At 66.0% G+C, this 16,217-nt stretch carries 16 protein-coding genes; 1 reads left to right on the top strand and 15 read right to left on the bottom strand.

Annotation, left to right across the window (positions count from 1 at the left end):
- Positions 1–15 precede the first annotated feature (15 nt).
- From TSH64_RS04910 to TSH64_RS36190, 14 genes are all read right to left on the bottom strand, one after another.
- Positions 16–924 (bottom strand): SDR family NAD(P)-dependent oxidoreductase, encoded by a 909-nt coding sequence (locus tag TSH64_RS04910; RefSeq protein ID WP_199237468.1) that lies wholly within the window; start codon positions 922–924, stop codon positions 16–18.
- A 23-nt stretch (positions 925–947) separates the two neighbouring features.
- Positions 948–2,111 carry an acyl-CoA dehydrogenase family protein gene (locus tag TSH64_RS04905; RefSeq protein ID WP_109095803.1) on the bottom strand — a complete coding sequence of 388 codons (1,164 nt, stop codon included), beginning with the start codon at positions 2,109–2,111 and terminating at the stop codon, positions 948–950.
- 35 nt (positions 2,112–2,146) lie between these two features.
- Positions 2,147–3,181, bottom strand: coding sequence for an acyl-CoA dehydrogenase family protein (locus tag TSH64_RS04900; RefSeq protein WP_247872759.1), 1,035 nt, complete (start codon positions 3,179–3,181; stop codon positions 2,147–2,149).
- A gap of 85 nt (positions 3,182–3,266) precedes the next feature.
- Complete coding sequence (locus tag TSH64_RS04895; RefSeq protein WP_109095802.1) at positions 3,267–4,115, bottom strand: MaoC/PaaZ C-terminal domain-containing protein; 849 nt, start codon at positions 4,113–4,115, stop codon at positions 3,267–3,269.
- A 347-nt stretch (positions 4,116–4,462) separates the two neighbouring features.
- Positions 4,463–5,272 carry an enoyl-CoA hydratase/isomerase family protein gene (locus TSH64_RS04890; RefSeq protein ID WP_109095801.1) on the bottom strand — a complete coding sequence of 270 codons (810 nt, stop codon included), beginning with the start codon at positions 5,270–5,272 and terminating at the stop codon, positions 4,463–4,465.
- 12 nt (positions 5,273–5,284) lie between these two features.
- Positions 5,285–6,067, bottom strand: coding sequence for an SDR family oxidoreductase (locus tag TSH64_RS04885; protein ID WP_109095800.1), 783 nt, complete (start codon positions 6,065–6,067; stop codon positions 5,285–5,287).
- Between the two features lie 23 nt (positions 6,068–6,090).
- Positions 6,091–8,040 (bottom strand): AMP-binding protein, encoded by a 1,950-nt coding sequence (locus TSH64_RS04880; protein WP_109095799.1) that lies wholly within the window; start codon positions 8,038–8,040, stop codon positions 6,091–6,093.
- Between the two features lie 94 nt (positions 8,041–8,134).
- Positions 8,135–8,857 (bottom strand): ABC transporter ATP-binding protein, encoded by a 723-nt coding sequence (locus TSH64_RS04875; RefSeq protein WP_109095798.1) that lies wholly within the window; start codon positions 8,855–8,857, stop codon positions 8,135–8,137.
- Positions 8,844–9,590, bottom strand: a complete 747-nt coding sequence (locus tag TSH64_RS04870; RefSeq protein ID WP_109095797.1) for an ABC transporter ATP-binding protein — start codon at positions 9,588–9,590, stop codon at positions 8,844–8,846. The genes TSH64_RS04875 and TSH64_RS04870 overlap by 14 nt, the downstream gene beginning before the upstream one ends.
- On the bottom strand, positions 9,587–10,543 hold the full coding sequence (locus TSH64_RS04865) for a branched-chain amino acid ABC transporter permease (RefSeq protein WP_109095796.1): 957 nt from the start codon (positions 10,541–10,543) through the stop codon (positions 9,587–9,589). The genes TSH64_RS04870 and TSH64_RS04865 overlap by 4 nt, the downstream gene beginning before the upstream one ends.
- The gene (locus tag TSH64_RS04860; protein WP_109095795.1) at positions 10,536–11,411 is read right to left on the bottom strand and encodes a branched-chain amino acid ABC transporter permease; all 876 of its coding nucleotides are present in this window, start codon (positions 11,409–11,411) and stop codon (positions 10,536–10,538) included. The genes TSH64_RS04865 and TSH64_RS04860 overlap by 8 nt, the downstream gene beginning before the upstream one ends.
- A gap of 74 nt (positions 11,412–11,485) precedes the next feature.
- Positions 11,486–12,670: a CoA transferase gene (locus tag TSH64_RS04855; protein ID WP_109452293.1), complete on the bottom strand. Its 1,185-nt coding sequence runs from the start codon at positions 12,668–12,670 to the stop codon at positions 11,486–11,488.
- Between the two features lie 291 nt (positions 12,671–12,961).
- Positions 12,962–13,987 (bottom strand): LysR family transcriptional regulator, encoded by a 1,026-nt coding sequence (locus TSH64_RS04850; RefSeq protein WP_247872758.1) that lies wholly within the window; start codon positions 13,985–13,987, stop codon positions 12,962–12,964.
- On the bottom strand, positions 13,962–14,213 hold the full coding sequence (locus tag TSH64_RS36190) for a hypothetical protein (RefSeq protein WP_247872757.1): 252 nt from the start codon (positions 14,211–14,213) through the stop codon (positions 13,962–13,964). The genes TSH64_RS04850 and TSH64_RS36190 overlap by 26 nt, the downstream gene beginning before the upstream one ends.
- Between TSH64_RS36190 and TSH64_RS04845 the strand changes: the two genes are divergently transcribed.
- Positions 14,199–14,963: a helix-turn-helix domain-containing protein gene (locus tag TSH64_RS04845; RefSeq protein ID WP_247872756.1), complete on the top strand. Its 765-nt coding sequence runs from the start codon at positions 14,199–14,201 to the stop codon at positions 14,961–14,963. The two genes, TSH64_RS36190 and TSH64_RS04845, sit on opposite strands and share 15 nt — an antisense overlap.
- 42 nt (positions 14,964–15,005) lie before the next feature.
- Here the strand turns inward: TSH64_RS04845 and TSH64_RS04840 are convergent, their stop codons facing one another.
- Positions 15,006–16,184, bottom strand: a complete 1,179-nt coding sequence (locus TSH64_RS04840) for an ABC transporter substrate-binding protein (RefSeq protein ID WP_109095793.1) — start codon at positions 16,182–16,184, stop codon at positions 15,006–15,008.
- Positions 16,185–16,217: the final 33 nt, after the last annotated feature.

The following is a 16,217-nucleotide window of genomic DNA, read 5'->3' as shown; positions in this document are numbered from 1 at the left end:
ACTCCGGTGGCGGGATCAGACGGGATCCCAGCTGAACACATCGGCGCTGCGGTCGAGCGGCACGAAGGACGGCTTCAGCGCCGCCATGCCGTGCTCGACGATGGTGTCGGGCGTCCAGCCCTCGCCGCGGTGGATCGTGCGCAGCGGCCGGCTCTGGCTCATCAGGACGATCTCGTTGTTGCGCGCCGCGAAGATCTGCCCGGTGACGTCCTGGGCGGCGTCGGACGCCAGATAGACGGCGAGCGGCGCGTTCTTGGCCGGCGTCATCCGCATCAGCTTTTCGACGCGGGCCTTCTGCTCGGGTGTCTCGGCGGGGATGCCGCTGGTCATCCGGCTCCAGGCGAAGGGGGCGATGCAGTTGGAGCGCACGTTGTAGCGCTTCATGTCCAGCGCGATCGACTTGGACAGGGCGGCGACGCCGAGCTTGGCCGCGGAGTAGTTCGACTGCCCCAGATTGCCGATCAGCCCGGACGTGCTGGTCATGTGGACGTAGGCGCCCTTTTCCTGTGCGCGGAAATGGTCGGCGGCGGCCCGGCTGACAAAGAAGCTGCCGTTCAGGTGGACGGCGATGACGGACAGCCAGTCTTCCGGCGACAGCTTGTGGAACATGGCGTCGCGCAGGATGCCGGCATTGTTGACCACCGCGTCGATGCGGCCGAAATGGTCCAGCGCCGCCTGCACGATCTTCTGCGCGCTGGCCCATTCGCCGACGCTGTCGGTGCTGACGCAGGCGCGGCCGCCTGCCCGCTCGATGATGGCCCTGGTTTCCTCGGCCGGCGTCGCCGACAGGCCGGCGCCGCCGAGCGACGCCCCCACGTCGTTGATCACCACCGCAGCGCCGGCGGCAGCCATCGCGATGGCGATGTCGCGGCCGATCCCGCCACCGGCACCGGTGACGATGACGGCCTTTCCTTCAAGTAGCATTCGTCGAATCCTCGGGTTTGAATCTAGGAGGGCAAGCCCAGCACGCTCTTCGCCAGGATGTTCCGCTGCACCTCCGACGAGCCGCCGTAGATGGTCGCCGCGCGGGCGGTGAGGAACAGGCCGGCCGGATCCAGGTCGCGGTCGCCGTCGATCGGGTCGAGCAGGCCGGCATGCTCCGCCGCGATCTCCATCATGGTGTCGGTGATGCGCTGGAACAGTTCGCTCTGGTGGATCTTCAGGAGCGACACGTCGGGTCCCAGGCTTTCGCCGCGGCGCAGCCGGTCGGCGAAGGTCTCGAACAGCGCGTTGTGATCGGCCAGATCGAGCGCCAGCTGCGTATAGCGGTCGCAGAAGACCGGATCGTCCCAGACGCCGAGATGCCGCGCCAGATGCTTCAGCCGCGCCAGCGCGTGGGCCGACTGGCGTGGCGAGCCGAGGAAGATGCGCTCGAACCCCAGCAGAGCCTTCGCCATCGACCAGCCGCGGTTGATCTCCCCGACCAGATTGCCCTTCGGTACCCGGACATTGTCGAAGAAGACCTCGCAGAACTCGTCATGACGGTGGATGTTCAGGATCGGGCGCACCGTGATGCCGGGGCTGTCCATCGGCGCCAGCAGGAAGCTGATCCCCTCCTGCTTCTTGCCCCCCTTGGCCGTACGGACCAGCAGGAAGATCCAGTTGGCGTCCTGGGCCAGCGTCGTCCAGGTCTTCTGGCCGTTGATCACCCATTCCTCACCGTCGAGCACCGCCTCGGTCCGTAGCGAGGCGAGGTCGGAACCGGCGTTGGGTTCGCTGTAGCCCTGGCACCAGATATGCTCGCCCGAGAGGATCTTCGGGAGGAAATGGGATTTCTGTTCCTCGCTGCCGTGTCGGATCAGCAGGGGGCCGAGCAGGATGATCCCGTGGTCGGGCAGCCGGGCCGCCCCGAAACGCTCGAACTCATCGACGTAGATCAGCTGCTTGGAGGCCGAAAGGCCCATGCCGCCGTAACGCCGCGGCCAGCTGGGCGCCAGCCAGCCATGGCTGGCGAGGATCAGGTACCAGTCCCGGGCCTCGTCCCAGTGCAGCCGCTTGGCCGGGTTGCGCAAGTGGCGGGGATGGTGGCCGGCCAGGAAGGTCCGGACGGCGGCGCGGAACGCCTCGTCGCCCAGCGCGTCGAAATCCGGCGGTTGCGTCGGGATCGTCATGGTCTGTGTTCGCCTCTCGTCTGGGGTCGCCGGTTTCACGGCTCGTCCACCACTTCGTCCATCGGGGACTGGAGCGCGGCGTAGCGGCGCCGGTGCAGGGCAGCGCCGCCATAGGCGGGCGCCAGCACCATCGCCTTGCGCAGATAAAGGCCGACGTCGCACTCGTCGGTGTAGCCGATCCCGCCATGCAGCTGGATCGCCTGCCGGGTCACCAGCATCGCCGCGTCCGAAGCGCGGGCCTTCGCCCGCGACACCGCCGCCTGCGCCTCCGCACCGACGGCCCCGCCGTCGAGGCAGGCCGCGGCACTCTCGACGCTGGCGCGGGTCAGCGCCGCTTGGAGCGTCAGGTCGACCACACGATGCTGCAGAGCCTGGAAGCTGCCGATCGGCGCGTCGAACTGGCGGCGCGTCTTCAGATAGTCGACGGTCAGCGCCAGCGCCCCCTCGATTACGCCCAGCAGATATGCCGCGGTGGCGAGCGCAGCCTCGTCCAGCACCCGGCCGGCGTCGCCCGGCAGGAGTTCTCCCTGCACGCCGTCGAAATGCAGGGTCGCCAGATGCCCGCCATCCTGCCCCAGGGACCGCTCGACGGTCAGGCCGGCGGCGTCGCGCGGCACCAGGACCAGGCCGCTTTCCGTCGTCACCAGGAACTCGTCCACCCCGTCGGCGGACGGAATGAAGCGCTTGCAGCCGGAAAGCCGTCCGCCGGCGAAGCTCGCTCCACCGGTAGGGTCGAGGCTGCCGGTGCGCTCCTGCCAGGCGAGCAGCACGATGCGGCCGCCCGACAGCCGGTCGCTGCCGGCGTTGCGGCCGAGCAGGCGGACGGCGGCGACGGCGGCGATCAGCGGCTCCGGCGTCAGCGTGGCGCCCAGCTCCTCGACCAGCGCGCAGAATTCCAGCATGCCAAGGCCGGAGCCGCCATCCGCCTCTTCGACCCGCAACCCGATCCATCCGAGATCGCCCATCGAACGCCAGACCGCCCGGTCGAAGCCGGGCGACCGGTCGCGCCAGTCGCGGGCACGCCGCAAGTCGCCGCGCTTGGCGATCGCCTGCGCGCTGTCACGGATCATGCGAATGTTTTCCAACCGGTCCGCATCGATACTCATAGCCCCGTACCCTTCAATTGCAATCATCCGCGCCGGCAGCGAACCGCGACTACGTGAATTCGACGAACCCGTTGTTGAGCACCACCGCGTCGCGTTCGACCACCCGCGCCCGGAACGATCCGTCACGCCAAATCTCGGTGCGTAAGGTTTCGCCGGGAAAGACCGGTGCGGAGAACCGGAGGGACATCCGCCGCAACCGGTCCGGCCGGTAGTCCGCCAGCGCCCGGAGCAGGGCGTGGCAGGCAATGCCGAAGCTGCACAGCCCGTGCAGGATCGGCCGCGGGAAGCCTGCGTGCAGCGCCACCGCGGGATCGGCATGCAGACTGTTGTCGTCGCCGTTCAACCGGTAGAGCAAGGCCTGCTCGGGCCGGGTGGCGATGTCGATCACCATGTCGGGCGCCCGCTCGGGAACGGCGTGCACCGGCGGAAGCGGCCCAGACGGCCCGCCGAAGCCGCCGCCGCCGCGCAGGAAAATCGTGCTGCGCGTCACCGCGAGAAGATCGTCGGTTGTGGCATCGACGATCCGCTTTTCGGTCAGCAGAAGAGCGGCCCCGCCGGCCCCCTTGTCGATCAGGCCGGTGATGCGCGTCCGTCCGATCACCTGCCCGTCCACGGGCAGCGGGCGCAACAGTTCGATTTGCTGTTCCCCGTGAAGGACCGATTTGGGATCGACCCCGCGGTCGTCGCGGCCGAGCCAGAATCCGGGATGGCCCAGCACCACCGCCATGGAGGGGACCGCCACCAGATCGCGGTGGTGATCGACGAAGTCGAGCTGCCGCTCGTCCAGCGGTTCCTGCCCGAACCCGACGGAGAGCGCGTAGAGGATCGCGTCCCGCTTGCTCACGCTCTGGCGGATTTCCGGAATTTCTGTCTTCAGTAGCTTTTCGGCATCGATCATTGGCGATCCGCTGTTCCCGCAGGCGGCGGAGCCGCGCCGGGATCTTCCCTTGGCGCGGGAATTCCCTGCGTGCCGCCGCATGTGTTTTCGGTGCGTGTGGCCGGGCCCGATCCCGGCGACGGCGCCCCGATTCATGGGAGCGACGCCGGTCAGCCGGTCGGCCAAGCTGTGTGAGCGATTATCTCACCGGGATTATTGGAATAGAAGACTTCGATTCTTGCGACCGTGGCAGATATAGGCCGCTTCTATATTTTAAAATCGACCCTTCCATTATCGGCGGACCGCTCCGTATGCCGGGCAGCCCGGACGCCACCGGGCTGGAGGCGGCGTCCGGGCGATGCGGCCGATCAGACGGAACAGGATTTCCCGAAGGACGGCGGGCGCTTCTCGCGCAGGGACGCCACGCCCTCCCGCACGTCGGGGCCGCTGAACCCCAGTATTTCCAAGGCGGTCGAGGTGTCGAAGATCGGTCCGGCCATGCGGAGCCAGTTGTTCAGGGCGTATTTGGTCCAGCGGATGGCGCTCGGCGCCCCCTCGGCCAAGCGGATCGCGGTCTTCAATGCGGTTTCCTGAAGCTCCGCTTCCTCGACGCAGAGCGCGACCAGCCCGATCTCCTCGGCCTTCTGCCCGGTCAGCGGTTCACACAGCATCAGGTAATACTTGGCCTTCGCCAAGCCGCACAGAAGAGGCCACAGGATCACGGCATGGTCGCCGGCGGCGACGCCCAGGCGGGTGTGCCCGTCGACGATCTTGGCGTCCTTGGCCGCTATCGGGATGTCCGACAGCAGGGCCGCCACCAGGCCCGCACCGACGGCCGGCCCCTGAATGGCGGAGACGATCGGCTTGGAGCAGTTGAGGATGTTGTAGACGAGGTCCTTGGCTTCCTTCCAGACCCGGCAGCGCGCGTCGAAGTCGCCGATCATCTCGTCGATCATCTCGAAATCGCCCCCGGCGGAGAAGGCCCGCCCCTCGCCGCACAGGATGACGGCGCTGACGCTGGGGTCGCGGTCGATGTCGCGCCAGACGTCGGTCAGCTCGCGATGACCGATGGCGTCCAGCGCGTTCATCCGCTCCGGCCGGTTCAGCGTCAGGCGCAGGACGCCGTCCGCCGGACGGTCGAACCGGATCCGCTCGTAGTTGGCATAGAGGTCGCTCATGTCCAATGTCTTTCACGTTATGGAACGCCGCGAGGCGATGCCGCCATCGACGGTGAAGATCGCGCCCGACGTGTAGCCCGATCGCGGCGAGGCCAGGAAGACGAAGAGGCTGGCGACCTCCGCCACATGGGCCGGCCGGCCCAGCGGATAGGCCCGCGCCAACTGCAGATAGCCCTCCTCGTCGCCATGGAGGGCCTTGGCGCGCTTCCTCAGAAGACCCTCGATACGGGCGGTCGCCACCGGCCCCGGATTGACGCCGACCACCCGGATGTTGTCGTCCAGGCTGCGCCCGCCGAGCGCGCGGGTGAAGGCCATCAGGCTGGCATTGCCCGTGCTTCCGGCGATGTAGTTGAAATCGAAGACTTCGCCGCCGTTCCCGATGTTGTTCAGGATCACGCCGCTGCCGTTCGCCTTCATCAGCCGGTACATCGCCCGCGTCAGATCGATATAGCCGAAGACCTTCAGCTCCCATCCGGCGCGCCAGTGCTCCGCGTCGACCTCCCAAAGGTCGCCGCCCGGAATGGCGCCGGCATTGTTGACCAGCACGTCCACGACGCCGCAGACCCCGACGAGGCGGTCGATGGCCCCCGGTTCGGTCAGGTCTAGCGCCTGCACGGCGACAGCGACGTCGTGCTCGGCGCGGATCGCCTGAGCCAGCGCGTCGAGCTTGTCGGCGGATCGCGCCACCAGATGCAGCGAGCAGCCTTCGGCGGCGAACGCGTGGGCCAGCCCCTCGCCGATGCCCTGCGATGCGCCGGTGATCAGGATTTTTTTGCCCTTCAACTCCAGATCCATTTTCCCCTCCTTGCTGCCGCCACCTATTGGCCAATTGCCGCCCTGATCTCGTCGAGCGCATCGGGGTTGCTGAGGGCGGTCAGGTCGCCCGGCGGGCGGTTCTGGTAGATGTTTCGGATCACGCGCCGCATGCTCTTGCTGGTGCGCGTCTTGGGGATTTGGCTCACCACATGGACCTTCTCCGGCCGGAAGGGCTTGCCGAGCCGCAGTTCGATGTGCTTCCCGGCCGCCACCGACAGCGCGGCGGCGTCGCGCGCGCCGCCCGTTGCGGGAACCACGAAGACCACCAGCTTCTGCCCCTTGACGGCATCGTCCACCCCGATGGCCGCAGCCTCCGCGATGTCCGGCAATTCCAGCAGCACGTCCTCCACCTCCGCCGGCCCCAGCCGCTTGCCGGCGACCTTCAAGGTGTCGTCCGAGCGTCCGCGCAGGAAATGATTGCCTTCGCTGTCACGGATCACCAGATCGCCGTGGATCCACATGCCGGGAATGGTCCGCCAGTAGCTGTCGAGATAGCGTTCGCGGTCCTGCCAGAAGGCCTTGGTCATGCCGATGAAGGGGCCGAGGACCGCCAGTTCGCCGATCTGGCCGGTCAGGCTGCGCCCGGCATCGTCGACCACGTCCACCACGATTCCCGGCGAGGCGGTGTTGAAGCCCGACGGCACGATCGGCTTGACCACGACGCTGGACAGCAGGGCTCCCGACACCTCGGTGCCGCCGGTATAGTTGATGACCGGTGCCGCCCCATGGCCGAAATTCTGCTGGTACCACTGGAAATGTTCGGGGTCGATGCCCTCGCCGGCGGTGATCAGCAGCCGCACGCTCGACAGGTCGCCCCGCATCGACACCGCCGCATTGGCGGCCAGTCCGCGGATCAGGGTCGGCGCGGATCCGTAATGGGTGATGCGATGCCGTTCGATCAGCCGCGACATGCGCGACCAGTCCGGAAAGTCGGGGGCGCCGTCATAGCAGACCAGCATCGCTCCCCGCATCAGCGCCGTCGTGGCGACCAGCGCGCCGGCGATCCAGCCCATGTCCGCCGGCCAGCAGAACACGTCCCCCCGGCCGACATTGAAGTGGACCGCGGCATCGTGGGCGATCCTGACCGGGAAGCCGCCGTGGGTGTGAACGGCTCCCTTGGGCTTTCCCGTGGTGCCGGAGGTGTAGATGATCATGAAGGGATCGTCGGGCGACATGCGCGCCGACGCTTTCGCGGCGTGCGCCACCCCCGACGCCGATACGACGTTCCAGTCATGCCACCCCGCGGGCAGCTCCTCGTCCGCCGATTGACGCTTGACGATGATGCTGCTCAGATCCGGGAGGTTCGCCGCCGCCTCGCGCAGATGCGCCAGGACGCCGATCCAGCGGCCGCGCCGGTGGAAGCCCGTGGTGCCGAGCAGCGCCGTCGCCGAGCAGGAGGCAAGCCGTGCCACGATCGCGTCGACGCCGAAGCCGCTGAACAGCGGCACGGCGATGGCGCCGATATGGGAGAGCGCCAGCAGGGAGACGATGCTCTCGATGCCGGTTTCCATCAGCAGGCCGACACGGTCGCCGCGTCCGATGCCCAGCTCCGCAAGCCCGCCGGCGAAGCGGCCGACCGCTTCCGGCAATTCCCTGTAGGGAATGCTGCCGACGGTGCCGTCCTCGTGTTCGGCAACGATGGCCGGACGATCGCGCAGGTCGGGATCGGCGGCACGGGCCAGAATCGAATCGACCCAGTTCAGTTCGCCGCCGACGAACCAACGCGGGAATTCCATCCCATCGCTGAGATCGACCAGCCGGTCGTAGGGACGTTGCCAGACGATGCCGCAATAGTCGGTCACCGTCCTCCAATACCGCTCGGGCTCGTCGATCGACAGACGATAGAGCGCATCGTAATCCGATACGCCCAGCAGCCTGCCCAGTTCGGTGACCTTCGCGGATTCGATGTCGTTCGCGCTGGGCGTCCAAACACCGTACTGGTCTTTCGTCACGGACGCCCTCCACACTGGCTGTTCACTTCAGTCATCGAACAGTTTGCCCTTCAAGCGAATAGTATGCCATGGTCCACTCCCCGGCGGAGCGGCCTCAGATGCCCAGGTAGGCCCGCTGGACCGTCTCGCTGCGCGCCAGCGCGGTGGACTCGTCCTCGGCCACGATGCTGCCGTTTTCCAGGATGTAGCCGTAGTCGGCGATCGACAGCGCGACTTCGGCGTTCTGCTCCACCAGAAGGACGTCGACGCCGGATCGCCCGATCGTCCTGACGATTCCGGCGATATCGTCGACCACCGCCGGTGCCAGCCCGATGGTGGGCTCGTCAAGCAGCAGGATCCTGGGCGCGCTCATCAATGCCCGGCCGACGGCGACCATCTGCTGCTGACCGCCGCTGAGGCTGCCGACCGGGGTGGACAGCCGGTCGCGCAGCGCCGGGAAATAGTCAAGCACGCGCGCAAAGTCTTCGCCCACCCGCAGCCTGTCCTTGCGTCGGTAGGCGCCAAGCTCGAGATTCTCGCGGATGGTCATGCTGCCGAACAGCCGGCGGCCTTCCGGGACCAGCGACAGGCCGCGCACGACGATCTCGTCGGCGGGCAGGCCGGTGACCGGCTTGCCGAACAGGCTGACGCTGCCGCCGCGAGGCTTCACCAGACCGCAGACCGCCTTCATGATCGTCGATTTGCCGGCCCCGTTGGCGCCGATGATCGTGGCGATCCGCCCCTTGCGCAGCGCCAGCGATACGCCGCGCAGAGCGGGAACCACGCCGAAATTGACGCTGAGATCCGTGATCTCCAGGGAAAGTTCAGTGGGAGTCATGGCGCTTTCCCAAATAGGCGGAGATGACGGCTTCGTCGCGGCCGATCTCCGCGGGCGTGCCGCTGGCGAGCTTCTGGCCGTGGTGAAGGACGACGATCCGGTCGCAGACCTGCATGACCGCCTTCATGTTGTGCTCGACCAGCAGGATCGAACTGCCGTCCTCGTCCCGGATCGAGCGGAAGAGGTCCAGGATGCCGGCGACCTCAGACTGGTTCAGCCCGGTCAGGGGCTCGTCCAGGCAAAGCACCCGTGGCCCGGTGGCCACGGCGATCCCGATGCTGACCAGCCGCTGGAGGCCGTGCGGCAGGTTGCCCGCCCTTTCGTCGAGATAGGCGGTGAGGCGCAGACGCTTCGCCGTCTCCGCCACACGGGCGCGGCGCGGTTCGCCACGCGCCTGCGGCAGCGCCCCCACCGCGCCGACCAGCAGATTGTCGCGCACCGTCATGCCGCGCATCAGGCTGCCGTGCTGGAAGGTCCGGACCAGGCCCAGCCGGCTGATCTGTTCGGGCGACCGGCCGGTGACATCGCGTCCCCCAATGAACAGACGTCCGGCCGTCGGCTTGTGAAAGCCGCTGATCAGGTTGAACGTCGTGCTCTTGCCGGCGCCGTTCGGGCCGATCAGGCCGAGGATCTCGTTGGGACGGATGTCCATGTCGAGATTGGAAACCGCCAGCAGGCCGCCGAAACGACGGGTCAATGCTTCGGTTCGCAGAAGTGCGGTGGTGTCGGTCATTGTCCACGAGCCTCCCGGATGGCCGGGGTGGAAGCGGCCGGCCCGCCCGGCCGGCGCAGGAGTCCGTCCACCATGCCGACGATCCCCTTGGGCATGATCAGCACCGACAGGACGATTGCGGCGCCGTAGAAGACATGTTCCCCTGCCCCGAAGCTCAGCGCGACGCTGCCGAGAAGGATCAGGAGCGCGGCACCGGCGACCGGTCCGAAGATCGACTCCTCGCCGCCGACCTTCAGGTAGGCGAGCGCCATGATCGAGAGCAGCACGCCGAAATCGCCGGGACTGATGACGGTGTTGGCGAAGGCCTGGAGCGACCCCGCGATCCCGGCGGCGAAGCAGGCGATGGCGAAGCAGATCACCTTCGCGCGGTGCACGTCGATGCCGACCGTCCGCACCACCGCGTCATTGTCGCGGATGGCGGTCAGGACCTTGCCGAAATCGGACCGCTCCACGGCATAAAGCCCGACCAGCATCAGAACGACCACGGTCATGACGAAGGTGCCGTACCAGGCGTCCAGGCCGGCCGGCGGAAAGATGCCGACCATTCCGGAATTCCCGCCGAGCCAGTCGATCTGCGTGCAGCAGAGCCGCACGACTTCGGCGAAGGCGAAGCCGATCAGCTTGAAGTAGGGCCCCTTGATCCGCAGCGTGACATAGCCGAACAGGATGCTGACCAGGGCGGCCATGACGCCGGCGGCCAGGATCGCCGCCAGGAAGGGCAGCTCGAAGCGGGTCGTCAGCAGGCCGGCGGTATAGGCGCCGATGCTGACGAAGGCCGCGGTGCCGAAATTGAGTTCGCCGAACAGCAGGACCATCCTGAGGCTGGCGGCGATCAGCGCGGCGATGGCGATCCAGTTCAGCAGGTTCGACGCATAGGACGCCGGAAGGACCGCCGCGAGCGCGATGGCGAGGACGGCTGGAGCGCCGGCTTTCAGAATTGCGTGATTATCCATGTCCCATCAACCCCTGGGGCCTGACCAGCAGGACCACCATGACCAGCGCGAAGATGGCGATGCTTGCCCGCGACGGATCGAAGAAGTAGCCGCCGACGCTCTCGACAAGCGCGATGAACAGGCTGCCGATGATGGCGCCCGGAATGCTGCCCAGCCCGCCGACGATCACGGCGATGAACCCCTTGATCAGGTAGTCGGAACCCAGCGTCGTGGTGACCACCGAGACCGGCGCGATCAGGGCGCCGGCGACCGCCGCCAGCAGCGTCGCGATCATGAAGCCGTGCCGCGCGATGCGCTGGTAGGGGATGCCCTGGAGCATCGCCGCTTCGTGGTCGATCGACGCCGCGCGCAGGGCCTTGCCCACCGGCGTCATCGCCAGCGCCGCGTAGAGCAGGCCGGTCAGGACCACGGCGACGAAGCAGAGCAGAAGGCGCTGGGAGGTCAGCGACGCGCCGAAGACCGACACCGTACCGTCGATGATCGGCGGGACCGACCGCACTGCACCGCCGAAGACGTCGAGGTACAGCCCTTCGAGCAGCAGGATCAGGCCGAGGGACAGGATGAAGGACCCGACGAAGTCGCGCTGGAGGCGCTTGAACCCCCACTCATAGGTGACGAGGCCCAGCAGCAGCGAGGCGGCGACCCCGGCCGCGGCGGAGCCGGCGAAGGCCGCCGGCAGCGGCAGGCCGGCGGTCGCCAAGTACGGCATCACCACCGCCACGACCAGGGCCGAGAGGGTGAAGAACTGGCCATGCGCGAAATTGACGATGCGCATGATTCCGAAGGTCAGGGTGAGGCCAAGGGAGAACAGCACATAGATGGCGCCGATCTGAAGCCCCGTGGCAATGATTTGCAATGCGGTCTGCATGCCGCATACTCCTTGGCTGCGGACGGGAATACACCGGCCGGCAACAGTTGCAGGGGGATCTGCAGGCAGTCGCGTCAGACGACGCCGGTAGTCCGAAAATCGGCGATCTCACGATCGCCGTACCCCAAGCTCTTCAGGATGTCGTCGGTATCGGCCCCCAGCGCAGGCGCCGGCTGCCGCCCCAGCCGCGCCCCCGCCGTCAGCCTGGCCGTCGGCGCCACGAGCGGAATCGCGGCGGGAAGCCCTGGCGGCTGCACCCAGTCGAAATGTCCGCCTTCGGCATGCTGGGGTTCGACCAGCGCCTCGGCGGGCGACAGGAGCCGGCAGCCCGGGACACGGGCTTCCGCCAATTCGGCCAGACACTCCGCGCTGGTCCGCGGCGCGCACCACTCCGCGACGATCGTGCTCAGGACCTCACCATGTTCGCCGCGTCCGATGTCGTCGGCGAAACGCGGATCGTCGATCAACCCCGGCGCCCCGACGAGCCGTGCCAGGCGCTCGAACATATCCTGACCGATCACCTGGACGAACACCCACCCGTCGCGCGTCACGAAGAGATCGGAAGGTCCCGAAATCGGACTGCGGTTGCCGGTCGCGGTCCGGGAACGGGCGCCGGAAGCCTCCTCGATCAGCACCGGATTCATGATGGCGAGCGCCGTCCCGAGCAGGGAGGCCTCGACCTGTTGCCCCCTCCCCGTCCTGTACCGGGCCAGGATGGCCGCCAAGGCCCCATAGGCCGCGGAAATCCCGGTGCTGTAATCGACATAGGAGGTGGCCGACCGGAAAGGCTGGCCGGGCAGGCCGGTCAAGGCCATCGCACCGCTCATCGCCTGACCGGTCACGTCGAAGCCGATGCTGTCTTTGCGCGACCCGCGCGAGCCGAAGGCGGTGATCGAGACCAGGATGATGTCCGGCTTCACCGCACGGAGCGCCTCATAGTCCAATCCCAGGCGATGCGCGGCCTTGGGCGGAAGGTTGACCACCGCCACGTCGCAGCCCGCGACGAGGCGGGTCAGGATATCCCGCGCCTTCGGCTGCGTCAGGTCGAGGGTCAGCGACCGCTTTCCGCTGTTCATCTGGTGATAGACGGCGCCCTCGCCGTCCGGGGTGAGCGGCATCACGTAGCGGTCGTCGTTGCCGCCGGGCCGCTCGATCCGGATGACCTCGGCGCCCAGGCCGGCCAGCATCGCCGCGCAATAGGGGGCGGCGATGTAGCGACCGAAATCAAGGACCCGGATGCCCTCCAGAACCCCGTTCATTCCCATATCCATGCCCATTCGCTCCGGCTTGGGATTGGTCTTCCGAATAGAAGAACCTGCAAGACGCTCCCGAGATCGCCAATTTTCTTTGACTGGGCTTTTCTATATCAAAGTCACACAGAGGAAAGATCATCCATTTTTCCTTGATAATGGATAGATAAAATCTATACGTCGCTCCAATGTTTCTTTATATTTGATCTTCTGTCTCTTAATTCTGTATCTTGCTCAGGAACGGGATCGACAACCAATACAGTCAAGCACCGGTTCCTGACAGGGGAGCGGGCATGCAGGTCAGCGTGTGGCGGCAAGTTGGGCCCGCAGGTTGAAGCGGTTTATCGCCTCCTCCAGGATCGTCCCGATCACCGATTCCACCTGGAGGCTGGCACTGCTCGCGGGCCGGTCGCCGCGGCGCGCCAGATAGGCGGTCCGCTTCAGCGCCGGCTTCTCGATGGGAACCAGGATGACGCGGCCATCGTGGACCGCATCGAAGCAGGCCGCATGCGAAAGGATCGTATAGGCGCTTGCCCGGTCCACCAGCTTCAGGATCTGCGCAAGCGAGTCGACCTCCATCACCACATTGGTCGCGGTGCCGGCCGAGCGGGCGTGGCGTTCGATGATCTCCCGCAGCCCATGGGGCCGGCTCGGCAGCACGAGCGGCAGCTTGCAGACGTCGGAGAAGCTGCATCCTTCGACAGCGACGCCGTCGACGACCTCTGCCGACGGCCAGTGATCGGGTGCGGTGACGAGGTACAGTTCTTCATTGAGCAGCGGCTTGACGACGAGCTGGTCGGAATCGGGCGGGTCATAGAGACAGGCGATGTCGACATGCCCCGAGGTCAGCCAGTCGAGGACATAGCCCGACATGGATTCGATGATGCGCAGGCGGACGGCGGGAAAATCGTTGCGGACCGTCTCGGCGAGCGGCACGCTCAACAGCAAGGCCATCGAGGGCGGCAGGCCGATGGAAACGGCGCCCCCGGCATTGGTTCCTCCCAGGTTCCTGACCTCCTGCACGGCGATATCGACGTTATGCAGGATGTCCCGGCTGTGGCGGGCCAGCGCCGCACCGGCCTCCGTCAGGCGTGTGCCGCGCGGGGTCCGCACCATCAGCTGCACGTCCAACTCCCTTTCCAGCTTTCCGAGGACATCCGACAGGGATGGCTGGGCGATGCCAAGACGCGCCGCGGCAGCGGACACCGACCGGTGATCGACGATGGATAGAAAATAGCTCATCTGCCGAAATTCCATGCTCTTCCTCCCTTGTCGGAAACTTTTGTTATCACCGAATATTTCAAGAAGATGCCAAAACATCTTCATATATCCGGTCATTATTTGGTGCATCGGTCAAGTTGAGCTTGACTTCTTCTTTCGTGCCGATGATCCTGCCGACGAGTTCCGAGGGCATATCACGGCCCGTTCGGTTTGCATTGATCAACCGACGATCAGGGAGGCTATCATTCAGAATACGGAAGATCAATCTGTATATGGAAATGATGCGGCGCCCGCCTCGAAGGATGTCGGGGCGGTTGTGAACGCCGTCCATATTCTTCGCTTCCTCTCCAGCGCGACGGCGCCGGTGGGGGTGGCCGCCGTGGCCCGCGGGACGGGGATCAGCCCGAGCACCTGTTTCAACATCCTGCGCACGCTGGCGCGGGCCCGCTTCGTCGCCTTCCATAGCGCGGACAAGAGCTACACGCTGGGCTTGGCCGTGGCGGAAATGGCGGCGGGAATGATCGGAATCGGTCATGCGGAGCTGATCCGTCCGGAACTGGAACGGCTGGCCCTCAACTACGACATGCTGATCGTGCTGTGGCGGGTCACCGAGAACGGGCATCTCGTGCTGATCGACCGGGCTCACAGCCACACGGCGGTCAGGGTCGAGATGCGGATCGGGCTTCGCGTGCCGCAGTTGATCGGTGCGATCGGCCGCTGCGTCGCGGCGTCGCTTGACCTGCCGTCTTCCGAGCTACGGCGACGTTTCTCGACTTTGCGCTGGCAATCGCCCCCTGGTTTCGAGAGCTATGCGGCGGACGTTGCCGTCGCGCGAGAACGTGGGTGGGCAATCGACAATGGCCAGCTCTATCGGGGAATCATCACGGTCGCCGCGCTGGTGACCGACGCAAACCGCCAGCCGCGGTTCGGGCTCAGCGGCATCACGATTGCCGGCCAGCACTCCCTGGAACGCTTGGCGGAGTTGGGAAACGACCTCCGCGAAGTGGCGGAGGTCGTCGGTCAATCACTCTTCCCCAGAACGGCTGGCATTAAACAAAATGGCATTCAGAATGGAGAATGAGCTGAATTTCTGAGGCCTGCTCCGGCAGGCCCCGAACCGTCCTCACTTCAACGAGCATTTCGCCGCATAAACATCACCGTGTTCCTTCATCACTGCGTTGCCCAACTCGATGACGGGCTCTCCATCAGCACCCTTGACGACCGTTCCGGCGAACAGATCCTGGATCGGAAAATGATTGGTGTTGAACTTGAAGTTTCCGCGGACCGAATGGAAATCGGCTGCCTTGATCGCCGCGAGGAAGGCCTTCTTGTCTTCGATCTTCCCGTTGACCTTCCCGATGGCGCTGTCCAGCAGCCGACCGGCATCATAGGCCTGCGCCGCGGTTGCCGACGGCGCGTATTTGTACTTGCGCATGAAATCCGCGACGAATTTCCTGTTCTCTTCGTTGCCTCCGACATGGCTCCAGTTATCGGTCACGGTAATACCGAGCGCGGCGTCGCCGATGGCCGGAAGGTTCATGTTGTCGACGGAGTAGGACATGTAGAGCGGGAACTGCTCCTTCATGCCGCTCTGCACGAACTGCTTCACAAACTGGATCGCCAGCCCGGACGGATAGAACGCGAACACGGCGTCCGGCTTCGCCGCCCGCAGTTGAGCCAGTTCAGCCGCAAAATCCAGCTGGTTCAGAGGCGTATAGACTTCCCCCGCGATGGTGCCCTTGTAGTACCGCTTGATGCCATTGATGACGTCCCGGCCGGACAGGAAGTTCGGCGCCATGACGTAGAGCTTCTTGACCCCCTTGTTCTGCAGCACCGATCCCATCGCTTCGGCCAGATTGTCGCCCTGCCACGAGGTCGAGAAATAATACTCGGAGCACTTGTCGCCAGCCAGGGGAGAAGGCCCGGCGTTCGGGCCGATCATGACCGTCTTGTTGCTTGTCACCCGTTCCGACGCCGCCAGGAGGGCGCTGGAAATCACCGGCCCGACGACGACGTCGACCTTGTCGAACTCGATGAACTTGTCCGCGATCTGGCGCGCGACATCGGGCTTCTGCTGGTCGTCCTCGACGAGGACTTCCACCGGCAACCCGCCGAGCTTGCCGCCGGAATGCTCGATGGCGAGGTTGAATGCGTCGTGCGCATGGATGCCGATGACGGAGTTCGTCCCCGACAGGGTCGCAACGAAGCCGATCCTGACCTTGTCGGCCGCTTCGGCACCGGCGACCCAGCAGGATGCAAGGGCAGCAATGCAGGGAACAATGACGGATTTCGTCCGGATCATGGCCGTGTCCTCCTGTTGGCCGGTCTTGGCGAC

The sequence above is a fragment of the Azospirillum sp. TSH64 genome, from assembly GCF_003116035.1.
Taxonomy (GTDB): Bacteria; Pseudomonadota; Alphaproteobacteria; order Azospirillales; family Azospirillaceae; genus Azospirillum.
The sequence above is the reverse complement of the archived record's forward strand: the minus strand, read 5'-3'. Positions and strand labels throughout refer to the sequence as shown.